A 21,709-nucleotide genomic window follows, 5' to 3' on the forward strand; every position below is an offset into this window, starting at 1 on the left:
TTTATCCTTTCTTTAAAATAGTATAGTGTAGTTTAGGTTTACACTTTGTTTTTTGTATAAATAGTTTTCATCGTTTGTTTTATTGTTCACATTTATATACTCTAAAGCTATCATCTGTTTTTTGTCCAAAGTATAACTTAGTTTTGATGTAAAAGTTTTTTTATGATCTTTTCTTAGTTCTGGTGCAAATGAAAGTTTTTCTTTATAATGATATATTTCAGTTTGATATCCTATTGTAAAGTCATAGTCTTTTAGAAAGTTTTTATTGAAAGATATTTTGTATTTTGTGGTGTCTTTACTGATATTTGCATTTAAGTTATCTTGTTCCATATCTCTTTTTTCTGTTATATGTGAAGTTGTTAAGATAATTTTATCTTTTTTATTTTCAAAGCTTTTAGTGTATTGTAGTGCTAGTTCTGCTGTGTGTGAGTTTTTAATCTGATCATCTACATCTGAAAATTTTTTCTTTTTAAATTTCATATCAAATTGCAGTGTATTTTGTTTGTTGATTTTATATTGAAGTTTATCACTTACTCCATATATATACAAGAGTTGACTTCCCCCATACCAAATATGATCATAAGTTAAAGACATAAGATTTTTGATCTTTTTATTACTTCTTGCTACCCCTGTTGTAAATGAAGCTAATTGTATGTTACTATCTTTGTATCGGCTTTGTTCTTGCATGTATCCTATAGCTGTTGTTTCCCATGTAAGAGTATTGTCTTTTTTATTTGGTACTATGAGGTTTCCTACTAAAATTGCTTTGAAGTTTGTATCGTGCTTAGGTGTTGGACTATTTGAAGATACATCATCTATATTGTTATCAACATTATCATCCCATCCAAAACCAAAAATTGCTACTTTGTTAAGTACATAGGTTTTTTCTTTATCTTCAATAGCTGCTATAAATTTTTTGACATTTGCTCTAACAGCTGGAGGAATAGGAGATATTAAAACAGCTTCAAACTCTTTTTTTGCTTGTTTGTAAGATTTCATCATAAAAAGTGTTCTTGCTAGTTCAAGTCTTACTCTATGATTTGTAGGATTGGAAATCAAAATTCTATCATACGCTGTAAAAGCAAATTCGTAGTTTTTGAGTTCAAAAGCAGTTCTAGCATAATAAAAATTTATTTTTTCATTTTGGGGATATTTGTTGACAAGTGTATCAAATAATGGTAGTGCTTTTTGGTAGTTTTTTTGTGTAAATAGTAGATATGCTTCGTTGTATTCTTGTGATTTGGTTACTGTATTTTGCGATAAGTCAGCTTGTGCATAAGCAAAATTCATACCAAATATACAAGTACAAAGTAGTGGAAGGGTTCTTTTCACTCTGTTTTCCTTTGGTTTTATATTATATTGTTAATTAAGCTTATTATACTTAAAATAAATTTATATTTAAATAAATTATTTACTTATTGATATTAACCAATAATAAAAACTATACAATAGGTTATGTTGAAACAAAGAAATGATATAATAAAAAATGATAAAAACAATAGATTTTAAAAAATATACATCAATTCATATAGGTTCTACACACGAGGTAAAAGTTATAGAAGAGGTTGGTGAGTATTCTAAATATAAAATTCTAGGAAGAGGAAATAATACTCTTGTTTCAAACACCCCTCCACCATTAGCAGTTTTAGGTGAAAATTTTGATTATATTAAAGAGGAAAATGGTTTTTTAGTTGTAGGTGCGGCTACGACTAGTGGAAAATTATTGAGATATTGTAAAAAAAACGATATTGCACATTTTGAACTTTTAGCAAAACTACCAGGAAATCTGGGTGGATTGGTAAAGATGAATGCAGGATTAAAAAAATGGGAAATTTTTAATTATTTGCACTCTATCAAGACATATAAAGGTATTGTTTTAAAAGATAATATTGAGTATTCTTACCGTCATACTAAAATAGATGGTATCATCTATGAGGTTCGATTTTACATCGAAAAGGGATACAATAAAGAGCAACAAAAACTTTTTAACACAATGAGAGATAATCAACCAAATCTACCAAGTGCAGGGAGTTGCTTCAAAAATCCAAAAGAGTATAGTGCAGGCTATCTTATAGAAAATGTAGGATTAAAAGGCTACAAAATAGGAAATATGTCATTTAGTAGTGAGCATGCGAATTTTTTAGTGAACTTAAATGGGGGGAGTTTTGAAGAGGCGATGTCACTGATTCAGTTAGCTCAAAAAAAAGTTAAAGAGAAATTTGATATCGAGCTTGAATTAGAAATAGAGATTGTATAGGTGTGTAGATGAAAATTTTAATTATAGAAGATGATGAAAATATATTAGCTGTTTTAAAACGAGGTTTTGAAGAGGAAAATTATATTATTGATAGTGCGAGTGATGGTGAAGATGGTGAGTACTTAGCTTTAACAAATAGTTATGATGTTATTTTGATAGACTGGATGATGCCTATTAAAAATGGTATAGAAGTGATAGAAACTTTAAGAGAAAAAGATGTTAGAACTCCTATTATTATGCTCACAGCAAAAGATGATATAGATGACAAGGTAAAAGGTTTGACTTGTGGTGCGGATGATTATTTGAGTAAGCCATTTAGTTTTAAAGAGTTATTGGCAAGAGTAAATGTTTTGTATCGAAGGACACTCTCTTTAACTTCAAATATATTACAAGTAAAAGATATACAAATAGATATAGACAGTAAAAGAATATCACAAAATAATAAAGAGATTATTTTTACACAAAAAGAGTATGAGCTTCTTTTGTTTCTTATCAAAAATAAAAATACTTTAGTATCAATACCACTTATTGAAGAGCAACTATGGAACAATGAAGAGTATATAAATAGTAATGTAATACAAGTGACTATATACAATCTTAGAAGAAAACTTGGGAAAGATTTTATCAAAAGTTCACGAGGATTAGGGTACAAAGTTGAATTTTAGATTTAAAAGTATTAAAACAAAAATACTTTTTTATTTTGGAAGTAGTACTATTCTTCTTTTGATGATTTTTAATTTTGTTTTATACTATTTTCTAGAGCAAAATACAAAGTTATCTATTCAAAATAATCTTTACCATAAAGCTGTGTTTATCAATAATCAAATCTTATCAAATGTGCCTATTTCAGAATTGTTAAAAAATAAAGAGTTAGCATCTTTTGAAATTGCGATACTCAAAGAGGATAAAGTACAATTTAAAAAAGAGAATACCTTTTTTAAATCCTTGATAAAGTATGTTAAAGAAGACAAATCTTTTTTTGTATTTAGACGAGATGGTAAGCTTGATGGTTTATATATTTTTAGAATAAATGAACCTTATAAAGGAGCAATCTTATTTTATGAAAGAGGATTTGATGATCAAATCAGTTCTAAACTTGATGAGATAAAAGAGATACTCTTTTTTTTAGAACCTATTTTATTGTTGCTACTGATGTTTTTAGCGAGTAAAATAGCAGATAAAATACTCCAATCAATCAATAAAATCACCAAAACAGCAAATAGAATTTATGTGACAGATTTTGCATCAGAGATACCACAACCTAAATATGATGATGAGATAAAAGATTTAGTAGATTCTTTTAATCTAATGATCAAAAGACTAAAAGATGGTGTACAAATTTTAGAGCAGTTTAATAGTGATGTTTCTCATGAGTTAAAAACACCACTGACGGTCATACGAAGTGAAATAGAGATAACGCTTAATAAAAATAGAGAACAATCATATTATGAGAAGAGCCTCAAAACAATTGAAAATGAAACAAATCAAATACAATCTATTGTAGATAATCTTTTACTTCTTACCAAATACACAAAAGAAAATGTAAAACAAACTTTTCAAGAAGTTTGTCTTGATGCTATACTATTAAGTACCATTGAAAAATTTCATACACAACTTAAAAATAGAGAGATACATTTAAATATTAAAGAATTTGAAGCTATTTGTGTAAAAGCAAACCCAATTTTGATACAAACTATTTTCTCAAACCTGATTGATAATGCTATTAAATATTCCCAAGCCAATACAGAAATCGATATTTTTCTTTATCAAGATACTCATATTAACTTTATTATAAAAGATCAAGGTATAGGGATGGAAAAAGAATATTTAGATAAAGTTCAAAATAGATTTTATAGAATTGATGAATCACGAAACAAAAAAATCAAAGGCTTTGGTTTGGGATTGAGTATTGTTAAGAATAGTATTGAGTTACATAATGGTGAGTTACAAATAGAATCAGAAAATAAGAAAGGTACAATCGTTAAAGTAGTTTTACCAAAATAAAATCATTACAAAATGCAATGAAATAAATAAATTTACATTTTTTATAATACAATTCATTATTATACTTAAAAGGAATAAAAATGAAAATGTTAAAATGTGCTTCCTTAGATGGAATTGAAGCTGTAAGTATTGCTGTAGAATCAACATTTACAAAAGGGCTACCGAACTTTAGTATAGGCGGTATGGCAAATACAGCAATACAAGAATCAAAAGATAGAATAAAATCTGCACTTCTAACAAATGAGTTCAAATTTCCACCCAAACGGATTACAATTAATCTTTCCCCATCAGAAATTGCAAAAAAAGGTAGTCAAGTCGACCTCTCCATTGCATTACTTATAGCATTGCAAGAAACAGAACTTAATCTTGATGATTTTTATGTATTTGGAGAACTTGGGCTTGATGGAAGTTTAAAAGATACAAAGTCTATTTTTGTATTAATTTTATCTTTAGTACGCCAAGGAGTTATTAAAAATGTGCTTATACCTAAAGAATCTATATCAAAGATATCAACGATTCCAAATGTTAATATTTATGCGGTAGAGAATTTAAATCAAGCGATAGATTTTTTTCACAAAGAAGATAAGTCAAGTTATAAAGTTGAAAATAAAATGTTTGAATATGAAAACATAAATATCAATGGTGAGAAATTTTATTTTACAAAAAAATACTTAAGTAACTTTAACGAAGTAAAAGGTCAGAAGTTAGCTAAAAAAGCAGCACTGATTAGTGCAGCTGGAAATCATAATATAATCTTTGAGGGAAGCCCTGGTTGTGGAAAAAGTATGATAGCAAAAAGATTACAAGATATAGCAACCCCTATGAATCTTGAAGAGATATTGGATATGGCAAAAATGGAATCACTGCAGCTAAAACAGCCTAGCTTCAAACCCAAAAGAACATTTATATCACCACATCACAGTTCAACAAAAGCTTCAATTGTAGGAGGCACCCAAATAGGGGAGGTTGCTTTGTCAAATCATGGGATTTTATTTTTTGATGAACTTCCACACTATGCTAAAACTGTTTTAGAAGCGATGAGAGAGCCACTTGAAGATAATGAGATCTCTATTTCAAGAGTTAATTCAAAGGTAAAGTACCCTACAAAATTTCTCTTTGTTTGTGCGATGAATCCTTGCCCATGTGGGAATTTATTAGCGCAATCTAAAGAGTGTAGGTGTACTTCGCTAGAAATCCAAAGATATAAAAATAAAATATCAGATCCTTTTTTGGATAGAATTGATCTTTATGTAACAATGAACGAAGTAACAAAAGAGGATGTTGGTGATGTAACATCACAAGAGATGCATCATAAAGTAATAGAAGCATTTAAACTACAAAAACTTAGAGGACAAAAAGAACTCAATGGTAAACTCAACGATATAGATATAAAAAAATATTGCAAACTTACTGGCAATGCACAAAATATTTTAGATATCTCTATTGAAAAATTTGTTTTATCATTTCGAGCGATTAATAAAGTATTAAAAGTTGCAAGAACTATTGCAGATTTAGATTATAAAGAGCAAATAGATAGTTCTCATATCATAGAAGCATTAGGGTATCGAAAACGATAAAATAGACATAAAAAAAGCCCTACCGAAGTAGAGCTTTTTAAAGAAAGTTAAGAAAGGTTAAATATTAACCATTTCTCTTTTTCATAATTTCTTCAGCAACATTTTTAGGAACTTCCATGTACTGATCAAAAATCATTGAGTAAGTTGCTCTACCTTGAGACATAGATCTTAAGTCTGTAGAGTAACCGAACATTTCAGATAATGGAACTAAAGCAACAACTAGTTTAACACCAGCTCTGTCATCCATAGACTGAACCTGTCCTCTTCTTTTGTTACAATCTCCAATAACATCACCCATGTAATCTTCAGGTGTTTCGATTTCAACTCTCATCATTGGTTCTAATATAACTGCTTGTGCAGTAGCTTGTTTACAACCAGCTTTAAATCCCATAGAAGCAGCAAGTTTAAATGCCATTTCAGATGAATCAACATCATGGTAAGAACCATCATAACAAGTAACTCTAATATCAACTAATGGATATCCAGCTAAAACCCCACCAAGCATTGTTTCTCTACAACCTTTTTCAACTGCAGGAATATACTCTTTTGGAATTGCTCCACCTTTAACTTCGTTAACAAATTCAAAACCTTCTTCATTTGTTTCTTCAGCTGTCATTGGCTCAATTTTTAAATAAACATGACCATATTGACCTTTACCACCAGATTGTTTAGCATATTTGTACTCTTGGTCAACAGCATTTTTAATTGTTTCTCTGTATGCAACTTGTGGAGCACCAACTTCAGCTTCAACAGAGAATTCTCTTTTCATTCTATCTACAAGAATTTCAAGGTGTAACTCACCCATTCCTGAAATAATTGTTTGACCAGATTCTTCATCAGTTTCAACTTTAAAAGATGGATCTTCAGCTGCAAGTTTACCTAATGCAATACCCATTTTTTCTTGGTCAGCTTTTGTTTTAGGTTCAACAGCAACAGAGATAACTGGTTCTGGAAAATCCATTCTTTCTAAGATAACTGGATCTTCTGCATCTGCAAGTGTATCACCTGTAATTGTTGTCTTAAGACCAACAACAGCACCAATTTCACCAGCATATAATTCATTAACTTCTTCTCTTTTAACAGCGTGCATTTTAAGAAGTCTACCAATTCTTTCTTTTTTCATTTTTGTAGAGTTCATTACATATGTACCTGATTGTAAAATTCCTCTATAAATTCTAGTAAATGTAAGTTGTCCAACAAATGGATCTGTCATAATTTTGAATGCTAATCCAGCTACTTTACCTTCATCTGTTGATTCAACAATTACAGGCTCACCTTCTTGTGTCTCACCTTTAATATCTTCAACTTCAGTTGGAGCTGGTAAATACATAGCAACAGCATCAAGTAAAGTTTGTACACCTTTATTTTTAAATGCAGTACCACAAGTCATAGGTGTAATTGTCATATTTAAACAACCTTTTTTAAGACCCGCAATGATTTCTTCTTCAGATAACTCACCCTCTTCAAGGTATTTTTCCATTAAAGCATCATCAGCTTCAGCAGCAGCTTCAACCATTTTTTCTCTATATTCTTCAGCTTGATCTTGTAACTCAGCAGGAATATCTTCTACATGGTAACTAGAACCCATAGCAGCATCAAGATCCCAAATTTTAGCTTTCATCTCTACTAAATCTACAACACCTTGGAAGTTTTCTTCAGAACCAATAGGTATTTGAATAGGGATAGCGTTAGATTTTAATCTTTCATTAACTTGTGATTCAACATTAAAGAAATCAGCACCAGTTCTATCCATTTTATTAACAAAAATCATTCTTGGAACTCTATATTTGTTAGCTTGTCTCCAAACAGTTTCAGATTGAGGTTGAACTCCACCAACTGAACAGAATACCGCAACAGCACCATCAAGAACTCTCATAGATCTTTCAACTTCAATAGTGAAGTCAACATGGCCCGGAGTATCAATGATGTTAATCATAAGTTCTTCATTTGTTTTTGGGTGAGTCCAGTTACAAGTTGTAGCAGCAGATGTAATTGTAATACCTCTTTCTTGCTCTTGTTCCATCCAGTCCATTGTAGCAGCACCGTCGTGTACTTCTCCAATTTTGTGTTCAACACCTGTGTAGAATAAAATTCTTTCTGTAGTTGTTGTTTTACCAGCATCAATATGAGCTGCAATACCAATATTTCTAAGTCTGTTTAGTGGTGTTTTTCTTGCCATCTAATATGTTCCTTTTCGTTAATTTATCAAAATTTTTGTGATTATACCTAGTTTTTACTTAAATATTAAATATAGTTAAATAAAAAAGGGGAAGTAAATAAATACTTCCCCTTTTTTTAAAGAATAGTTTATAAAACTATAAAGACTACCATCTATAATGAGCAAAAGCTTTATTTGCTTCAGCCATTTTATGCATATCTTCTTTTTTCTTGAATGAGTTTCCTCTTTCATTTGCAGCTTCGAATAATTCGTTAGCTAATCTTTCAACAGATGTTCTTTCATTTCTTTTTCTAGAAATATCAACAATCCATCTAAGTGCTAAAGTTTGTCTTCTTACTGGTCTAACTTCTACAGGTACTTGGTATGTTGCTCCACCAACTCTTCTAGATTTTACTTCTAAAAGTGGTTTAATGTTTTCAATTGCTCTTTCAAAAATCTCAAAACCAGATTCTTCACCTCTAGCATCAAGGTTTGCAATTGCACCATACATAATTTTTTGAGCTATTGATTTTTTACCATCTAACATAACTGCATTGATGAATTTTGTGATCAATTTACTATTGTAGATAGGATCAGCCATTACTTCTCTAACTGGAGCTTTTCTTCTTCTCATTTTCTAATCCTTCTACTTATTTCTTTGGTTTCTTAGTACCATATTTAGATCTTGCAACAGTTCTGTTTGCAACACCAGCTGTATCTAACGCACCACGAACAATATGGTATTTAACACCAGGTAAATCTTTGATTTTACCTCCTCTTACTAGAACAATACTATGTTCTTGTAGGTTGTGACCTTCACCACCAATGTATGAAATAACTTCAAATCCTGTAGTTAATCTAACTTTTGCAACTTTTCTTAAAGCCGAGTTAGGTTTTTTTGGTGTTGTAGTATATACTCTTGTACATACTCCTCTTCTTTGTGGACATTTGTTAAGTGCTGGAGAACCTGATTTTTCAATCACTTTCTTTCGCTCTTTTCTAATCAATTGATTAATTGTAGGCATTTTATTCCTTTATATAATTTGGTTTGAACTATAAAGCTTAGTTCACGCTTCTCTTTTTAAAAGTAACAATAGTTACTTTAGATACTACCTAATCTCGAAAAGGATTATTCGGTTTCTCGAAAAAAGTTATGGATTATACTCAAAGTAGGCTTAATATATCTTATGTTTATGAAGAAAATAAAAATTACTTTTTATTTTCTTCTTTTTTACTTGTATCTATACCCATTGTTAATAATATTTTTTGTTCTATATCATTTGCTATTTCAGGATTATCAAGTAAAAATTGTTTTGAGTTTTCTTTTCCTTGACCAATTTTTGAATCGTTGTAACTAAACCAAGCACCAGCTTTATCAATGATATCCATTTTTACACCATAATCTATAAGTTCACCCATTTTACTGATTCCTGAACCAAACATAATATCAAATTCAACTACTTTAAAAGGAGGTGCTACTTTATTTTTTACAACTTTTACTTTGGTTCTATTTCCAATAACTTCTTCTGCTTGTTTTAGTGAAGCAATTCTTCTAATATCAAGTCTCACTGAAGAGTAAAACTTAAGGGCATTTCCACCTGTAGTTGTTTCTGGACTACCATATCCTGTCATACCAATTTTCATACGAATTTGGTTGATAAAAACTACGGTAGTATTCATTTTGTGCATGATACCTGTTATTTTTCGTAAAGCTTTTGACATAAGTCTTGCTTGAACACCAACTTGCATATCATCCATATCTCCATCAATTTCAACTTTTGGAGTAAGTGCAGCAACAGAATCGACAACAATTAAATCAACAGCTCCACTTCTTACAAGAGTTTCGAGTATCTCTAATGCTTGTTCACCATAATCAGGTTGTGATACTAATAAGTTATCAATATCAACACCAAGGTTTTTTGCGTATGCTGTATCAAGTGCATGTTCTGCATCAATAAATGCACAAACTCCACCTGCTTTTTGACACTCTGCAATTGCATGAAGTGTTAGTGTTGTTTTACCAGAACTTTCAGGACCATAAATTTCTATAACTCTTCCTTGTGGAATCCCTCCAACTCCTAGTGCTAAATCTAAGCCTAATGAACCTGTACTAATTGCTTCCATTTCGACAACAGGTTTATCTCCTAGTCTTATTAGTGTACCTTTACCAAATGCTTTGTCCATTTGTTTTATAGCAAGGTCTAAAGCGTTTTTTTGTTGATCATTCATTTTCTTTCCTCAAATGTTTTAATTATGTGTAATTATAGTGTTTATTTTCAAAATCTGTAAAAAGTATTGCAAAATGCAATACTTTTTATAACCAATCTTTAAAATAGCTGATTTGTTCTTTGGTTCTTTGCGTACTTGTTCCACCAAATGATGTTCGTGCATTCATTGAATTTCTCAAATCTAAATAGCTTAAAATCTCGTTATCAATATTTTTTATCTCTTCATTTGAACTTCGAATCTCTTCAATCGTTAATTCGCTCATATCTTTATTAAGTTTGTTTGCTGTGGCTACTACATCTTTTGTAATATAGTATGCTTTTCTAAATGGTAAGTTTGCTTTTTGAACTAAATAATCTGCTAAATCTGTTGCACTTAAATGACCAACCTTACAAGCTTTTTCCATTTTATCTACATTTATAATAAGTGTATCCATTACTGCTGTAACAATATCTAAAGAGATTTCACAGGTTTGAACACTATCAAAAACACCCTCTTTATCTTCTTGAGTATCTTTATTGTATGCTAGTGGTAAACCTTTCATTACTGTAAGTAAACTGATGAGATTTCCATACACTCTTCCTGTTTTTCCTCTTAAAAGTTCAGGTACATCTGGATTCTTCTTTTGTGGCATAATTGAACTTGTAGTTGCATATTCATCACTCATTTTTACAAATCCAAATTCATAACTTGACCATAAAATCAACTCCTCACTTAGTCTACTTATATGCATAACAGTAGTTGAGATATTAAATAATATTTCTAAGGCAAAATCTCTGTTACTACTTGTATCAAGTGCAGATTGTGTTGGAGAATCGAAACCTAAAAATTCGGCTGTTTTAAATCTGTCAATATTATGCGGAGTCCCAGCAAGTGCAGCACTTCCAAGTGGACAGTTGTTATTTCTGATATAAGAACTTTCAAATCGTTCAAAATCTCGTTTGAACATATTTGCATAAGCTAAAAGATGATATCCGAAATTTATCGGTTGAGCGTGTTGAAGATGTGTCATACCAGGGATTAAAGTTTCTGTATGTTTTTCTGCAATATTTACAAGTGTATTAACTAAAACTTTTAGTTTATCTTTTAATGTTAGTGATTTATCTTGTACATAAAGTGTAAAGTCAGTTGCAACTTGATCATTTCTACTTCGTGCTGTGTGTAATCTTCCTGCAGCATCTCCAATATATTCTGTTAGTTTACTCTCTATTGCCATATGAACATCTTCATGTTCAATTTTCCATTCAAAATCACCAGCTTCAATTTCACTCTTTATTCTTAATAATCCAGCTTCAATTTTCACTTGATCTTCTATAGTAATTATTTCTTGTAGGGCAAGCATTTTACTATGAGCGATACTTCCTTGTATATCTTGTTTGTATAGCTCTTTATCAAACATAATTGAGGCATTAAACTGGTCTAATAGTTGTGCATTTGTATTCTTTAGTATTTGTTGGTTGCTCATAAATCTCCTATTGTATTTTATTTGTATGGATATCCATTTGTGGATAAGGGATACTAATACCTTTGTTATCAAATGTTAATTTTACTCTTTCCATCGTATCAAAGTGTACACCCCAATAATCTTCACTTTTTACCCAAACTCTTACTACAAAATTAACACTACTATCACCAAGCTCCTTTACTGCTACAAAAGGTTCTGGATCTTGTAATACTCTTTTATCATCATTGACAATTTCAAGAAGTGTATTTTTTGCTAATTTTAAATCATCTTCATAACCAATGCCAAATACAAAATCTACTCTTCTTGTATCTTTTTTTGAATAGTTGATAATATTTCCTCCGATAATATTTGAGTTTGATACAATAATTACTTTATTATCCGGAGTTTTAAAAATTGTATTAAAGAGGTTAATCTCCTCGATTGTACCAGCTACTCCTCCAGCTTCAACAAAATCTCCAATATTAATAGGTCTAAAAATAACAATCATAACCCCAGCACTAATATTTGAAAGTGTCCCCTGAAATGCTAAACCAACTGCTAAACCAATAGCACCAAGTATTGCTACAAACGATGTTGTTTGAATTCCTAATTGATTGAGTGCTGATAACACTACAACAATGAGTAATAAGCCGTATACTATATTTCCTAAAAATACTTTTAATGTTTCGTTTACATTAGATTTGTCTAAAAACTTTTTGAAAAGTGAAGTTAATATTTTGGCTGCATATTTACCAATGATAAATATAATTACAGCAATTACGAAGTTCAGTGCATAAGGTGCTAATGTTTCAATGATGTTGTTCATTTGTTTTCCTTTAGATTTGTGTGATTATACAAAAATAAGAATTAATAACTTATATTATATTAAAAAAGGGGCAGCAATCGCCACCCCTTTTTTTATACTCAATTTGATTAAACTGGTAAAACTCGAATATTTTCATCTACTTTTTGTTGTAAAGTAGACTCAATTGCAAATAATGTACCTGTTGTTCCACTTGCACAAGAACCACATGCACCTAAGTATCTGATATATATATCATAATGCGGAAGATTTTCTTTAATATCAATAATCTCCATATCTCCACCATCCATAACAAGCATAGGTCGGATATATTCATCAATTACAGCATCAACTGCTTTAATTCTTTGAACAATAGTCATTTTATCAAATGAATTTGTACCTGATTGTGTAGTATCAGCAGCTGATGATAATCTTTCATTTTCTAATGTTTCTAATGTATCAGCAAGAACATCTACTAAATATACATCTCGTGGCTCATGTCCACCTGGTTTGATACATGATTTACAGTAACTTCCTGCTTTTGTTGTTTTTATAAGTTCATCAATATCTTTGATATTATGTTCTCTAATTGCATCGACTAAATCTTTTCGAGTTTTTCTAGCACATTCACACACGATATCTGCATTTACGATATCATCTCTTGAGATACCTTTGTATTGTGCTGCTGCTTCAATAATAACATCGTATGCCATTACAGAACAGTGCATCTTTTGAGGTGGAACAGCTGGTGTATCTGAATCATCTCTTAAAAATGCTTCAACCTCTGTATTTGTGATATGTACAGCATCATCAACTTTTTTACCTATACATAGTTCAGCCATGGCATCACTTGATGCAATAGCAGTACCACAACCAAATGATTTAAATTTACTATCAATAATTGTATCTGTTGATTCATCTACTAGCCAGTATAATCTCACAGCATCTCCACATGATTCAGCTCCAAAGTCTGCAACAATAAGTTTTGCTCCAGCTTTATCTGCATCTTCTTGTGTAAATTCACCCATCGCAACTGGGTTGTTCATTCTATCTTGTACTTTTTTACTATATTGTTCCCAAACATTACCAGTAACTAGTTCATTTCTTGCCATATTTTTTCCTTTTTATATTTTTTTCTTTTAATACCGATTATTAAAGAGTTCTCTTTAATGATCCTCAACAAATTGTGTAAATGCTTCTTGTTTTGCGTAAGTCATAGAGATACTTCTGATTCTTTCAACCGAAGATTTAACTTTTTCAATAACATAATCTACTTCTTCTTCTGTTGTAAACTTGCTTAGTGCAAACATAACTGTTGCATTTGCAATTTCTGTTTTTTCTCCCAAAGCTTCAACTACTGCGCTTGACTCTAAATCTTCACTTGAACAACTAGATCCTGTAGATATATAGATACCATTTACATTCATATCCCATAACATAGATTCACCTTCAACACCTCTAAAAGATATTGCTACAAGGTTTTTCAGCCTTTTTACTCTTGGTACATACGATTTTGTATCTGGAATTTTAAGCAGTTCATCTTCTAGTTTATTTCTCAATGATTGTGTAGTATGTTCTAAAAATGATAAGTTGATGTTTGATATCTCAAGTGCTGTTGCCATTGCTGCAACACCATTATTGTATAAACTTCCACCTCTTTTTCCACCCATTACATTTTTAGCACCGTGTATTAATGCATTGTAAGGTGCACCACCTTTTACATATAAAACTCCAACCCCTTTTGGTCCATGAAATTTATGTGCTGAGAATGTAAAGTAATCTACACCTAAATCTGTAACATCAACTTTCATTTTACCAATAGCTTGAGCTCCATCACTATGAAAAAATACATTATGTTTTTTAGCAATTTGAGAGATAGCTTTTACATCTTGAATAGCGCCTGTTTCATTTGATGCAATTAAAACAGAGATAAGACAGGTTCTATCTGTAATTGCTGCTTCAATTTCACTTACTTTTACTAAGCCATTTTCGTCTGTCCCTACATAAGTAACATCCATCCCCATATCTTTACAGTACTTTAATGGTGATTTGATACTTGAATGTTCAGCAACTGTTGAGATGATATGGTTTTTTTTACTTCCTTTTAAAAACTCATGTAAAAATGTTTTTATTACAGTATTGTTTCCCTCAGTTGTCGATGAAGTTATCACGATGTCATCTTCATCTTGTGCCCCAATACCTTCATATAATGTGTCATAAGCATCATTTAAAAGTGCTCTTACCTCTATACCTTTATTATATATTACATTCACATTTCCAAATTTTTTGAGATTGTTGATATATACTTCTTCGACTCTTGGGTCTATTTGTGTTGTTGAATTATTGTCTAAATATACTTCCATTATTGATCACCTATATTTTTTTTCTTTTTATATTCAGAATACTAACTTAATTAAGATAAAAATAGTCTTATTTAGAATATTTAATTATTATTTGATATACTTACACAACTTTACAAATAAATGGAAAATATATGACAATAACAAAATATAATGCAAGTGGAAACACTTTTGTAATATTTCATACGAATATAAAAGAGGATTATAGCAAATTAGCTATTAAGTTATGTGAAAGTGAAAATACGGATGGACTAATAGTTGTTGTTCCACATGAGTTATATGACTTTGAATGGCTTTTTTATAATAATGATGGTTCAACAGCATCCATGTGTGGTAATGGTACACGAGCTGTTGCACATTATGCATTTGCTAATAATCTTGCAAACAAAAAAGTAAAGTTTTTAACGGGTGCAGGAGAGATACAGTGTAATGTTGATGGAGATATTGTTGAAACAACTATGCCTAAACCAACAAAATTAAATGACACTTTTAGTGAACTTGGGTTTTCGTGGTATATGATTGATACAGGTGTTCCCCATTTAGTAACAATTGTTGATGACTTGGAACAATTTAATTTAGATATTTGTTCACAAATGAGATACAAATATAATGCCAATGTAAATTTTGCAAAAGTTGAAAATGGAACATTACAGGTTAGAACATATGAACGAGGTGTTGAAAACGAAACACAAGCCTGTGGAACTGGTATGACAGCGTGTTTCTTAAGAGCATTTGAGCTTGGATTGGTTGAATCATCAGCTGAAGTTTTTCCTACAAGTCAAGAACAACTTATTTTATCTAAAGATGAAAAAGGACTCTATTTTAAGGGTAAAGTTACTAAAGAATACACTAGGGAGATATGATGGTTTATAAAAAAACTGTTTATATACTTCTTCTTTTTTCAGTATTTTTTACTGCTTGTGATGATTCAAAAGTTAGAACTTTGGATGATAACTTTCTTGATACAAAATTAGGAACAATAGAAAAACAAAAACTTGTTGTCTCTTTACCAAAGAAAATTGAAGTTGCTCCTGTACTTGAAGACAAACCTTTAAGTGTAAGTGAAAAGAAGCAAAGATTTAAGGATATTTTAGTTCCTATTGCTCAGTCAGTATATGAGCGTTTAGAGATGAGATATGTTACTGTAAAAAACGATATTAAAAACGGTACAAATAAAGAATATATAGAACAACTAAAAAAAGAATATAAAGCACCAACAGATGAAAAACTTTTACATGCTTTAAAACCCCATCCTATAAGTATAGTATTAGCCCAAGCAGCAGCAGAAAGTGCTTGGCTAACTTCTCGATTTACAAAAGAAGCTTACAATATTTTTGGTGTTTGGTCATTTAATAAAAATGAACCAAGAATTGCAGCTTCAGGACTGCGTGGTGATAAAACAATTTATTTAAAAAAATATAAAACTTTACAAGCTGCTGTTGAAGACTATTATAAAAATATTGCAAGAAATTGGGCGTATGAAGAGTTTCGTAAACAAAGAACATTAACAAATGATCCTTATATCTTAACAGATCACTTAGGAAGTTATTCTGAAAAAAAAGAGGTATATACTGAACTTTTAAAATCAATGATTGAATATAATGAATTTCATGAATATGATATAAAAAGTGGTAAAAGATGAAGCTTTTAGTATGTGCACTAGAAACTTCTTCCAATATACATCTAAAAGAGTTACTAAAAGAGTTCGATAACACCATTGAACTAGTTGGTATCTTTGATAAATCATTAGGAAATCCTACTTATGATGTTACTCAATTAGCTGTGATGGGTTTTTTAGATGTCCTAAAAAAACTACCTTCATTGTTAAAAATCAATAATGAGATGGTGAAATTAGCCAGTTCTGTTGATAAAGTTTTATTGATTGATTCTTCAGGTTTTAATCTTCCATTAGCAAAAAAAATCAAAAAAAAATATCCAAATAAAGAGATTATTTATTATATTTTACCTCAAGCATGGGCATGGAAAAAAAAACGAATACCTATCATTGAAGCTAATTGTGATACTTTATGTTCAATATTACCTTTTGAAAAAGAGTTTTATAATAAACAAGAGATGATACACTATGTTGGTCATCCTTTATTGGATGAGATTAAGAATTTTAAAAAGCAACCTTCAAATAGTAATAAAATTGCCTTTATGCCGGGTAGTAGAAAAGGTGAAATTACAAAACTTCTTCCGATATATAAAGAACTTGCATCACAAATAAACAAAGAGGCAATTTTGATCATACCTCCATATTTTACTGAGGAAACAATTTCATCTTTATATGGGGATATATCAATGTTTACAAAAACAAAAGATGCTCATAAAACATTAGAAGAGGTTGATTTTGCTTTTATTTGTAGTGGAACAGCAACTTTAGAAGCAGCACTTATTGGAACTCCTTTTATTTTGAGTTACATTGCTAAACCATTTGATTATTTTATAGTTAAGAATCTTATAAAAATAAAATATATCGGACTTGCAAATATATTTTTTGAAAAAATGGGCAAAGAACCAATTCATGAAGAGTTCATACAAAATGATGTGACAGTTGAAAACTTGCTACTTGCCTATAACTCTACAAGCAACGAAAAATTTCTTGAAAATTCAAGATTACTTAGAAAATATCTAAAATATGGTAGTTCAAAAAATGTTGCATCTTTAATTAATCAAAAATTAAGCAAGAATTAATTATAATCCAATTCCATTTTCTATAGCCAAGGGAAGTTTTTATAAAACTTTACAATAGGTTTTATAAAGAGTTGGTAGAAAACAATAGTTTTTTGCCTGTAATAGAAATTTGGAAAAAAAATTAAAGGACATTTTTATGAAAGTAAGAGCTTCAGTTAAAAAAATGTGTGACAAATGTAAAATTGTCAAAAGAAAAGGTGTTACAAGAGTAATCTGTGAGATCAAAAAACACAAACAAAGACAAGGATAGACCATGGCAAGAATTGCTGGTACAGACTTACCAAACAAAAAAAGAATGGAGTATGCTTTAACTTATATCTTCGGTATTGGTTTACATACATCAAGATTAATCTTAGATGCTACAGGTATATCTTATGATAAAAGAGCTCATGAGCTTACAGAAGGTGAAGTAGCTGCTATAAGAAATGAGATCCAAGAAAACTATATGGTTGAGGGTGATCTTAGAAAAAAAGTTGCTATGGATATTAAAGCTTTAATGGCTTTAGGATCTTATAGAGGTTTAAGACACAGAAGAGGTTTACCATGTAGAGGGCAAAAGACTAAAACTAATGCTCGAACAAGAAAAGGTAAAAAGAAAACTGTTGGCGCAGCGGCTAAATAAGGATAATTAATGGCGAAAAGAAAAGTAACTAGAAAAAAAGTTGTTAAAAAGAATATTGCTGACGGTATCGTTCATATTGCAGCTACATTCAATAATACAATGGTAACAGTAACTGATAATGCTGGAAATGCTATCTCATGGTCAAGTGCTGGTAACTTAGGTTTTAGAGGAAGTAAAAAATCTACTCCTTTTGCAGCAACTGCAGCAGTTGAAGATGCAATGCAAAAAGCTATTGAACATGGTATCAAAAATGTTGGTATTAAAGTTCAAGGACCAGGTTCTGGTAGAGATACAGCTGTTAAAGCAATTGGTGCTATTGAAGGTATCAATGTTAGATGGTTCAAAGATGTTACACCATTACCACATAATGGTTGTAGACCACCAAAACGAAGAAGAGTGTAAGGATATAAAGCATGGCAAGATATAGAGGACCAGTTGAAAAACTAGAAAGAAGACTTAATGCTGACCTTGGACTTAAAGGTGAAAGAAGACTAAACGGTAAATCTGCTTTAGAAAAAAGACCTTTTGCTCCTGGACAACACGGTCAAAGAAGAACAAAAATATCAGAATATGGTTTACAACTTCAAGAGAAGCAAAAAGCAAAAATCATTTATGGTGTATCTGAAAAACAATTCAGAAAATACTTCAAAGAAGCGGAAAGAAGAGAAGGTAATACAGGATCTATTCTTATTACTTTAATTGAAACAAGACTTGATAATGTTGTTTATAGAATGGGATTTGCTACAACTAGAGCAAATGCTAGACAATTTGTAACACATGGGCACATCTTAGTTGATGGTCAAAAAGTTGATATCCCTTCTTACATTGTAAAACCAGGTCAAAAAGTTGAAGTAAAAGAGAAATCTAAAACTAATACTCAAATTGTAAGATCATTAGAACTTACTAACCAAACTGGTATGGTTGAATGGATTGATGTTGATAAAGATAAAGTATTTGGAATATTCTCTAGAATACCAACAAGAGAAGAAGTTGTTATCCCAGTTGAAGAAAGACTAATTGTCGAATTATATTCTAAATAATAATAAGCAACAAAGGAAAAATAAATGAAAAAATTTGTAGATGCTCCATTTTTACCAACAGAAGTAGAAATTGAACAAATTACTGAAGACAGTGCTAAAATAAGTGCTTTTCCTTTTGAAAGTGGGTATGCTATTACATTAGCACACCCATTAAGAAGACTTTTAATGAGTAGCTCAGTTGGATACGCTCCAATTGCTGTTAAAGTTGAAGGTGCGAAACATGAATTTGACTCTATTAGAGGTATGCTTGAAGATATTGCAATTTTTATTATAAACCTTAAAGAATTAAGATTTAAAATAAAAGGTGAGGAAGAACAACTAGAGATAGAATATTCTTTCAGTAATGCACAAGAGATTAAAGCTTCTGCTTTAGAGAATGATGATGTAGAGATTATAAATGGAGATCACCATTTAGCAACAATTAATAGTGATTGTACGCTTAATTTTTCTATTATTATTCAAAAAGGTATTGGGTATGTACCTAGTGAGGATTTAAGAGATTTAATCCCTGCTGATTTTATCCCTGTAGATGCTTTCTTTACACCAGTAAAAAAAGTAACTTATGATATAGAAAAAATATTAGTAGAAGATAATCCTAACTATGAAAAAGCTGTATTTACAGTTGTAACAGATGGGCAAATTTCTCCTATTGATGCATTTAAAGAAGCGATAACTACAATGTACTCTCAAATGTCAGTATTTAACAAAGTATTTGATTTATCTGAAGTTAAAATGGTTGAAGCTACAAGTAGTGATAGTTCAATAGATTTAAAAGATTTGATTGTAAAAATTGAAGAATTAAATTTAAGTGCAAGAAGTTTTAATTCGCTTGATAGAGCAGGAATTAAATTTGTTGGTGATTTAGCACTTATGAGTGAAGTTGAAGTTAAAAGTATTAAAAATCTAGGAAAAAAATCTTTAGAAGAAATTTCTGATAAATTTGCAGAGATTGGATATCCAATTGATGGTTCTTTAGATGAAGATACTGCGTCAGCTTTAAGAAAAAAGTTAGAGCAACTAAAAGCTTAATAAAAAAAAGGGACGAATAATGAGACATAAGCATGGATATAGAAAGCTTAGTAGAACATCTTCTCATAGAAAAGCATTATTAGCAAATCTTGCAATATGTATGATCGAAAGAGAAAAAATTGAAACTACTGTGCCAAAAGCTAAAGAGTTAAAAAGATATATGGAAAAATTAATAACAAAAGCTGCATCTGGTGATTTAAATTCACATAGATTAGTTTTTGCTTCATTACAAAGTAAAACTGCTACAAATAAACTTGTAACAGAGATTGCTCCAAAATATGCTGAAAGAAACGGTGGATATACATCAATCGTTAGAACTAGAATCAGAAGAGGTGATGCTACACAAATGGCTTATATTTCATTTGTTTAGTATATAGTTAATTCTGTATGATAAAGGTTAGTAGTTTTTCTACTAACCTTTTTTTATGTCAAATTTTATTGATACATTTATGATACTTTTTAATGGTATACTTTATAAAATAAAAAAGAGAGTAGAAAATGTACGATGTAAATAAATATTTTCTTATTGATAAATCAATAGTCAAAAACAATGATACTTTTATTTTTGATATATATGGAAAAAACTCATTTGAAGATGAACTAATTCAGGTATATGAAAAAGCTCAAACTCTTACTGAAAAATTATCTAAAACTATTCTTAGTTATAAGTATTTATATGTGGAAAATACACATAGAGATATCTATGATGAATACTATAAAAATAGCAAACAACAAACAATAATTCCAAAAAATACTAAAAAGTTCTATGAAGATATTGCTTTAAAAATTGATAAACTCTTTGAAAATCCAGAAAAATTAGAAAACCTTGAACAAACTAAAGAGATAGTTTCTAATATGGTAAGCATAGTCTTAGAAGAGAGTTTTACCGTTTCCTCATTTATATCAATATTAGAATATGAGTATTACAATCATACCCATTCTTTGAATGTATGTGTATATTCTTTGTGTTTAGGGAAACAATTAAATCTGACTAAATCTTCGCTTGAAGAGTTAGGTATAGCTGCTATTTTACATGATATAGGAAAAACTAAAATAGATCAATCAATAATAAATAAAGATGGAAAACTCAATGAAGTAGAATTTAAAGAGGTTATGAAACATCCTTTTTATGGTACCTTACTTGCAAAAAAACTAGGGATTAACAACATTAAAATCTTGGAAGGTATTAAATATCATCATGAGAAAATAGATGGCACAGGATATCCTGATGGATTGTTTGAGAATCAGATTCCATTATATGCAAAAATTATTGGAACATGTGATATTTTCGATGCTTTAACTACAAAAAAAACATATAAAGAATCTGTATCAACTTTTGATACTTTAATTATGATGAAAAAAGAGATGTCAAAACAATTAGATAGTAAAATAATTAATAGTTTTATTGAAATTTTTAGAAATAAATAATATTCTATTTTATCATTCATATAATAGTTTTTTTTAATCCTCAATATATTAATAATAAGATAAAATAA

General features: G+C 30.1%; 23 protein-coding genes. 14 read left to right on the forward strand and 9 right to left on the reverse strand.

Annotation, left to right across the window (positions count from 1 at the left end; all coding sequences use genetic code 11):
- Positions 1 to 12: 12 nt before the first annotated feature.
- A complete protein-coding gene (locus ACMCMH_RS08235) occupies positions 13 to 1,332 on the reverse strand; it encodes a tetratricopeptide repeat protein (RefSeq protein WP_412724458.1) in 1,320 nt (439 codons plus the stop codon).
- Positions 1,333 to 1,486: 154 nt separating this feature from the next.
- Here ACMCMH_RS08235 and ACMCMH_RS08240 point away from each other — a divergent pair, with 154 nt between their 5' ends.
- The 4 genes from ACMCMH_RS08240 (at position 1,487) to ACMCMH_RS08255 (ending at position 5,838) form a co-directional block, all read left to right on the forward strand.
- Positions 1,487 to 2,257, forward strand: a complete 771-nt coding sequence (locus tag ACMCMH_RS08240) for a UDP-N-acetylmuramate dehydrogenase (protein ID WP_412724460.1) — start codon at positions 1,487 to 1,489, stop codon at positions 2,255 to 2,257.
- 8 nt (positions 2,258 to 2,265) lie between these two features.
- Positions 2,266 to 2,922, forward strand: coding sequence for a response regulator transcription factor (locus ACMCMH_RS08245; RefSeq protein WP_412724462.1), 657 nt, complete (start codon positions 2,266 to 2,268; stop codon positions 2,920 to 2,922).
- Complete coding sequence (locus ACMCMH_RS08250) at positions 2,912 to 4,261, forward strand: ATP-binding protein (RefSeq protein WP_412724464.1); 1,350 nt, start codon at positions 2,912 to 2,914, stop codon at positions 4,259 to 4,261. The genes ACMCMH_RS08245 and ACMCMH_RS08250 overlap by 11 nt, the downstream gene beginning before the upstream one ends.
- A gap of 80 nt (positions 4,262 to 4,341) precedes the next feature.
- Complete coding sequence (locus tag ACMCMH_RS08255) at positions 4,342 to 5,838, forward strand: YifB family Mg chelatase-like AAA ATPase (RefSeq protein WP_412724466.1); 1,497 nt, start codon at positions 4,342 to 4,344, stop codon at positions 5,836 to 5,838.
- A gap of 64 nt (positions 5,839 to 5,902) precedes the next feature.
- Here the strand turns inward: ACMCMH_RS08255 and fusA are convergent, their stop codons facing one another.
- From fusA to ACMCMH_RS08295, 8 genes are all read right to left on the reverse strand, one after another.
- Positions 5,903 to 8,017, reverse strand: a complete 2,115-nt coding sequence (gene fusA, locus ACMCMH_RS08260) for an elongation factor G (RefSeq protein ID WP_412724468.1) — start codon at positions 8,015 to 8,017, stop codon at positions 5,903 to 5,905.
- 145 nt (positions 8,018 to 8,162) lie between these two features.
- Entirely contained in the window at positions 8,163 to 8,630 is a 468-nt protein-coding gene (gene rpsG / locus ACMCMH_RS08265) for a 30S ribosomal protein S7 (protein ID WP_412724470.1), read from the reverse strand.
- Positions 8,631 to 8,646: 16 nt separating this feature from the next.
- Positions 8,647 to 9,021, reverse strand: a complete 375-nt coding sequence (rpsL, locus tag ACMCMH_RS08270; RefSeq protein ID WP_412724472.1) for a 30S ribosomal protein S12 — start codon at positions 9,019 to 9,021, stop codon at positions 8,647 to 8,649.
- Positions 9,022 to 9,205: 184 nt separating this feature from the next.
- The gene (gene recA / locus ACMCMH_RS08275; protein WP_412724474.1) at positions 9,206 to 10,225 is read right to left on the reverse strand and encodes a recombinase RecA; all 1,020 of its coding nucleotides are present in this window, start codon (positions 10,223 to 10,225) and stop codon (positions 9,206 to 9,208) included.
- Between the two features lie 85 nt (positions 10,226 to 10,310).
- Positions 10,311 to 11,687: an argininosuccinate lyase gene (argH, locus tag ACMCMH_RS08280; protein ID WP_412724476.1), complete on the reverse strand. Its 1,377-nt coding sequence runs from the start codon at positions 11,685 to 11,687 to the stop codon at positions 10,311 to 10,313.
- A gap of 7 nt (positions 11,688 to 11,694) precedes the next feature.
- Positions 11,695 to 12,492: a mechanosensitive ion channel family protein gene (locus ACMCMH_RS08285; protein WP_412724478.1), complete on the reverse strand. Its 798-nt coding sequence runs from the start codon at positions 12,490 to 12,492 to the stop codon at positions 11,695 to 11,697.
- Positions 12,493 to 12,599: 107 nt separating this feature from the next.
- Entirely contained in the window at positions 12,600 to 13,580 is a 981-nt protein-coding gene (locus tag ACMCMH_RS08290) for an iron-sulfur cluster assembly scaffold protein (protein WP_412724480.1), read from the reverse strand.
- Positions 13,581 to 13,634: 54 nt separating this feature from the next.
- Positions 13,635 to 14,831, reverse strand: coding sequence for a cysteine desulfurase family protein (locus ACMCMH_RS08295; RefSeq protein ID WP_412724482.1), 1,197 nt, complete (start codon positions 14,829 to 14,831; stop codon positions 13,635 to 13,637).
- 131 nt (positions 14,832 to 14,962) lie between these two features.
- On the opposite strand from ACMCMH_RS08295, the gene dapF reads away from it, so the two are divergent.
- The 10 genes from dapF to ACMCMH_RS08345 all read left to right on the forward strand — a co-directional run bounded on the left by dapF (position 14,963) and on the right by ACMCMH_RS08345 (position 21,641).
- Positions 14,963 to 15,691 (forward strand): diaminopimelate epimerase, encoded by a 729-nt coding sequence (gene dapF, locus ACMCMH_RS08300; RefSeq protein ID WP_412724484.1) that lies wholly within the window; start codon positions 14,963 to 14,965, stop codon positions 15,689 to 15,691.
- Positions 15,691 to 16,470, forward strand: a complete 780-nt coding sequence (locus tag ACMCMH_RS08305) for a glucosaminidase domain-containing protein (protein WP_412724486.1) — start codon at positions 15,691 to 15,693, stop codon at positions 16,468 to 16,470. Before dapF ends, ACMCMH_RS08305 begins: the two co-directional genes overlap by 1 nt.
- Positions 16,467 to 17,522: a lipid-A-disaccharide synthase gene (gene lpxB, locus ACMCMH_RS08310; RefSeq protein ID WP_412724488.1), complete on the forward strand. Its 1,056-nt coding sequence runs from the start codon at positions 16,467 to 16,469 to the stop codon at positions 17,520 to 17,522. The genes ACMCMH_RS08305 and lpxB overlap by 4 nt, the downstream gene beginning before the upstream one ends.
- A gap of 136 nt (positions 17,523 to 17,658) precedes the next feature.
- Entirely contained in the window at positions 17,659 to 17,772 is a 114-nt protein-coding gene (gene rpmJ, locus ACMCMH_RS08315) for a 50S ribosomal protein L36 (protein ID WP_412724490.1), read from the forward strand.
- A gap of 3 nt (positions 17,773 to 17,775) precedes the next feature.
- Positions 17,776 to 18,144, forward strand: a complete 369-nt coding sequence (gene rpsM / locus ACMCMH_RS08320; RefSeq protein WP_412724492.1) for a 30S ribosomal protein S13 — start codon at positions 17,776 to 17,778, stop codon at positions 18,142 to 18,144.
- Between the two features lie 9 nt (positions 18,145 to 18,153).
- On the forward strand, positions 18,154 to 18,546 hold the full coding sequence (gene rpsK / locus ACMCMH_RS08325; protein WP_412724494.1) for a 30S ribosomal protein S11: 393 nt from the start codon (positions 18,154 to 18,156) through the stop codon (positions 18,544 to 18,546).
- Between the two features lie 11 nt (positions 18,547 to 18,557).
- Complete coding sequence (rpsD, locus tag ACMCMH_RS08330; RefSeq protein WP_412724496.1) at positions 18,558 to 19,184, forward strand: 30S ribosomal protein S4; 627 nt, start codon at positions 18,558 to 18,560, stop codon at positions 19,182 to 19,184.
- A gap of 24 nt (positions 19,185 to 19,208) precedes the next feature.
- Positions 19,209 to 20,213, forward strand: a complete 1,005-nt coding sequence (locus tag ACMCMH_RS08335) for a DNA-directed RNA polymerase subunit alpha (RefSeq protein ID WP_412724498.1) — start codon at positions 19,209 to 19,211, stop codon at positions 20,211 to 20,213.
- Positions 20,214 to 20,232: 19 nt separating this feature from the next.
- A complete protein-coding gene (rplQ, locus tag ACMCMH_RS08340) occupies positions 20,233 to 20,583 on the forward strand; it encodes a 50S ribosomal protein L17 (RefSeq protein ID WP_412724500.1) in 351 nt (116 codons plus the stop codon).
- 128 nt (positions 20,584 to 20,711) lie between these two features.
- A complete protein-coding gene (locus ACMCMH_RS08345; protein ID WP_412724502.1) occupies positions 20,712 to 21,641 on the forward strand; it encodes an HD-GYP domain-containing protein in 930 nt (309 codons plus the stop codon).
- Positions 21,642 to 21,709: the final 68 nt, after the last annotated feature.

Origin of the sequence: Arcobacter sp. 15-2 (assembly GCF_047159865.1) — a bacterium.
Classification (GTDB): domain Bacteria; phylum Campylobacterota; class Campylobacteria; order Campylobacterales; family Arcobacteraceae; genus JAIOSF01.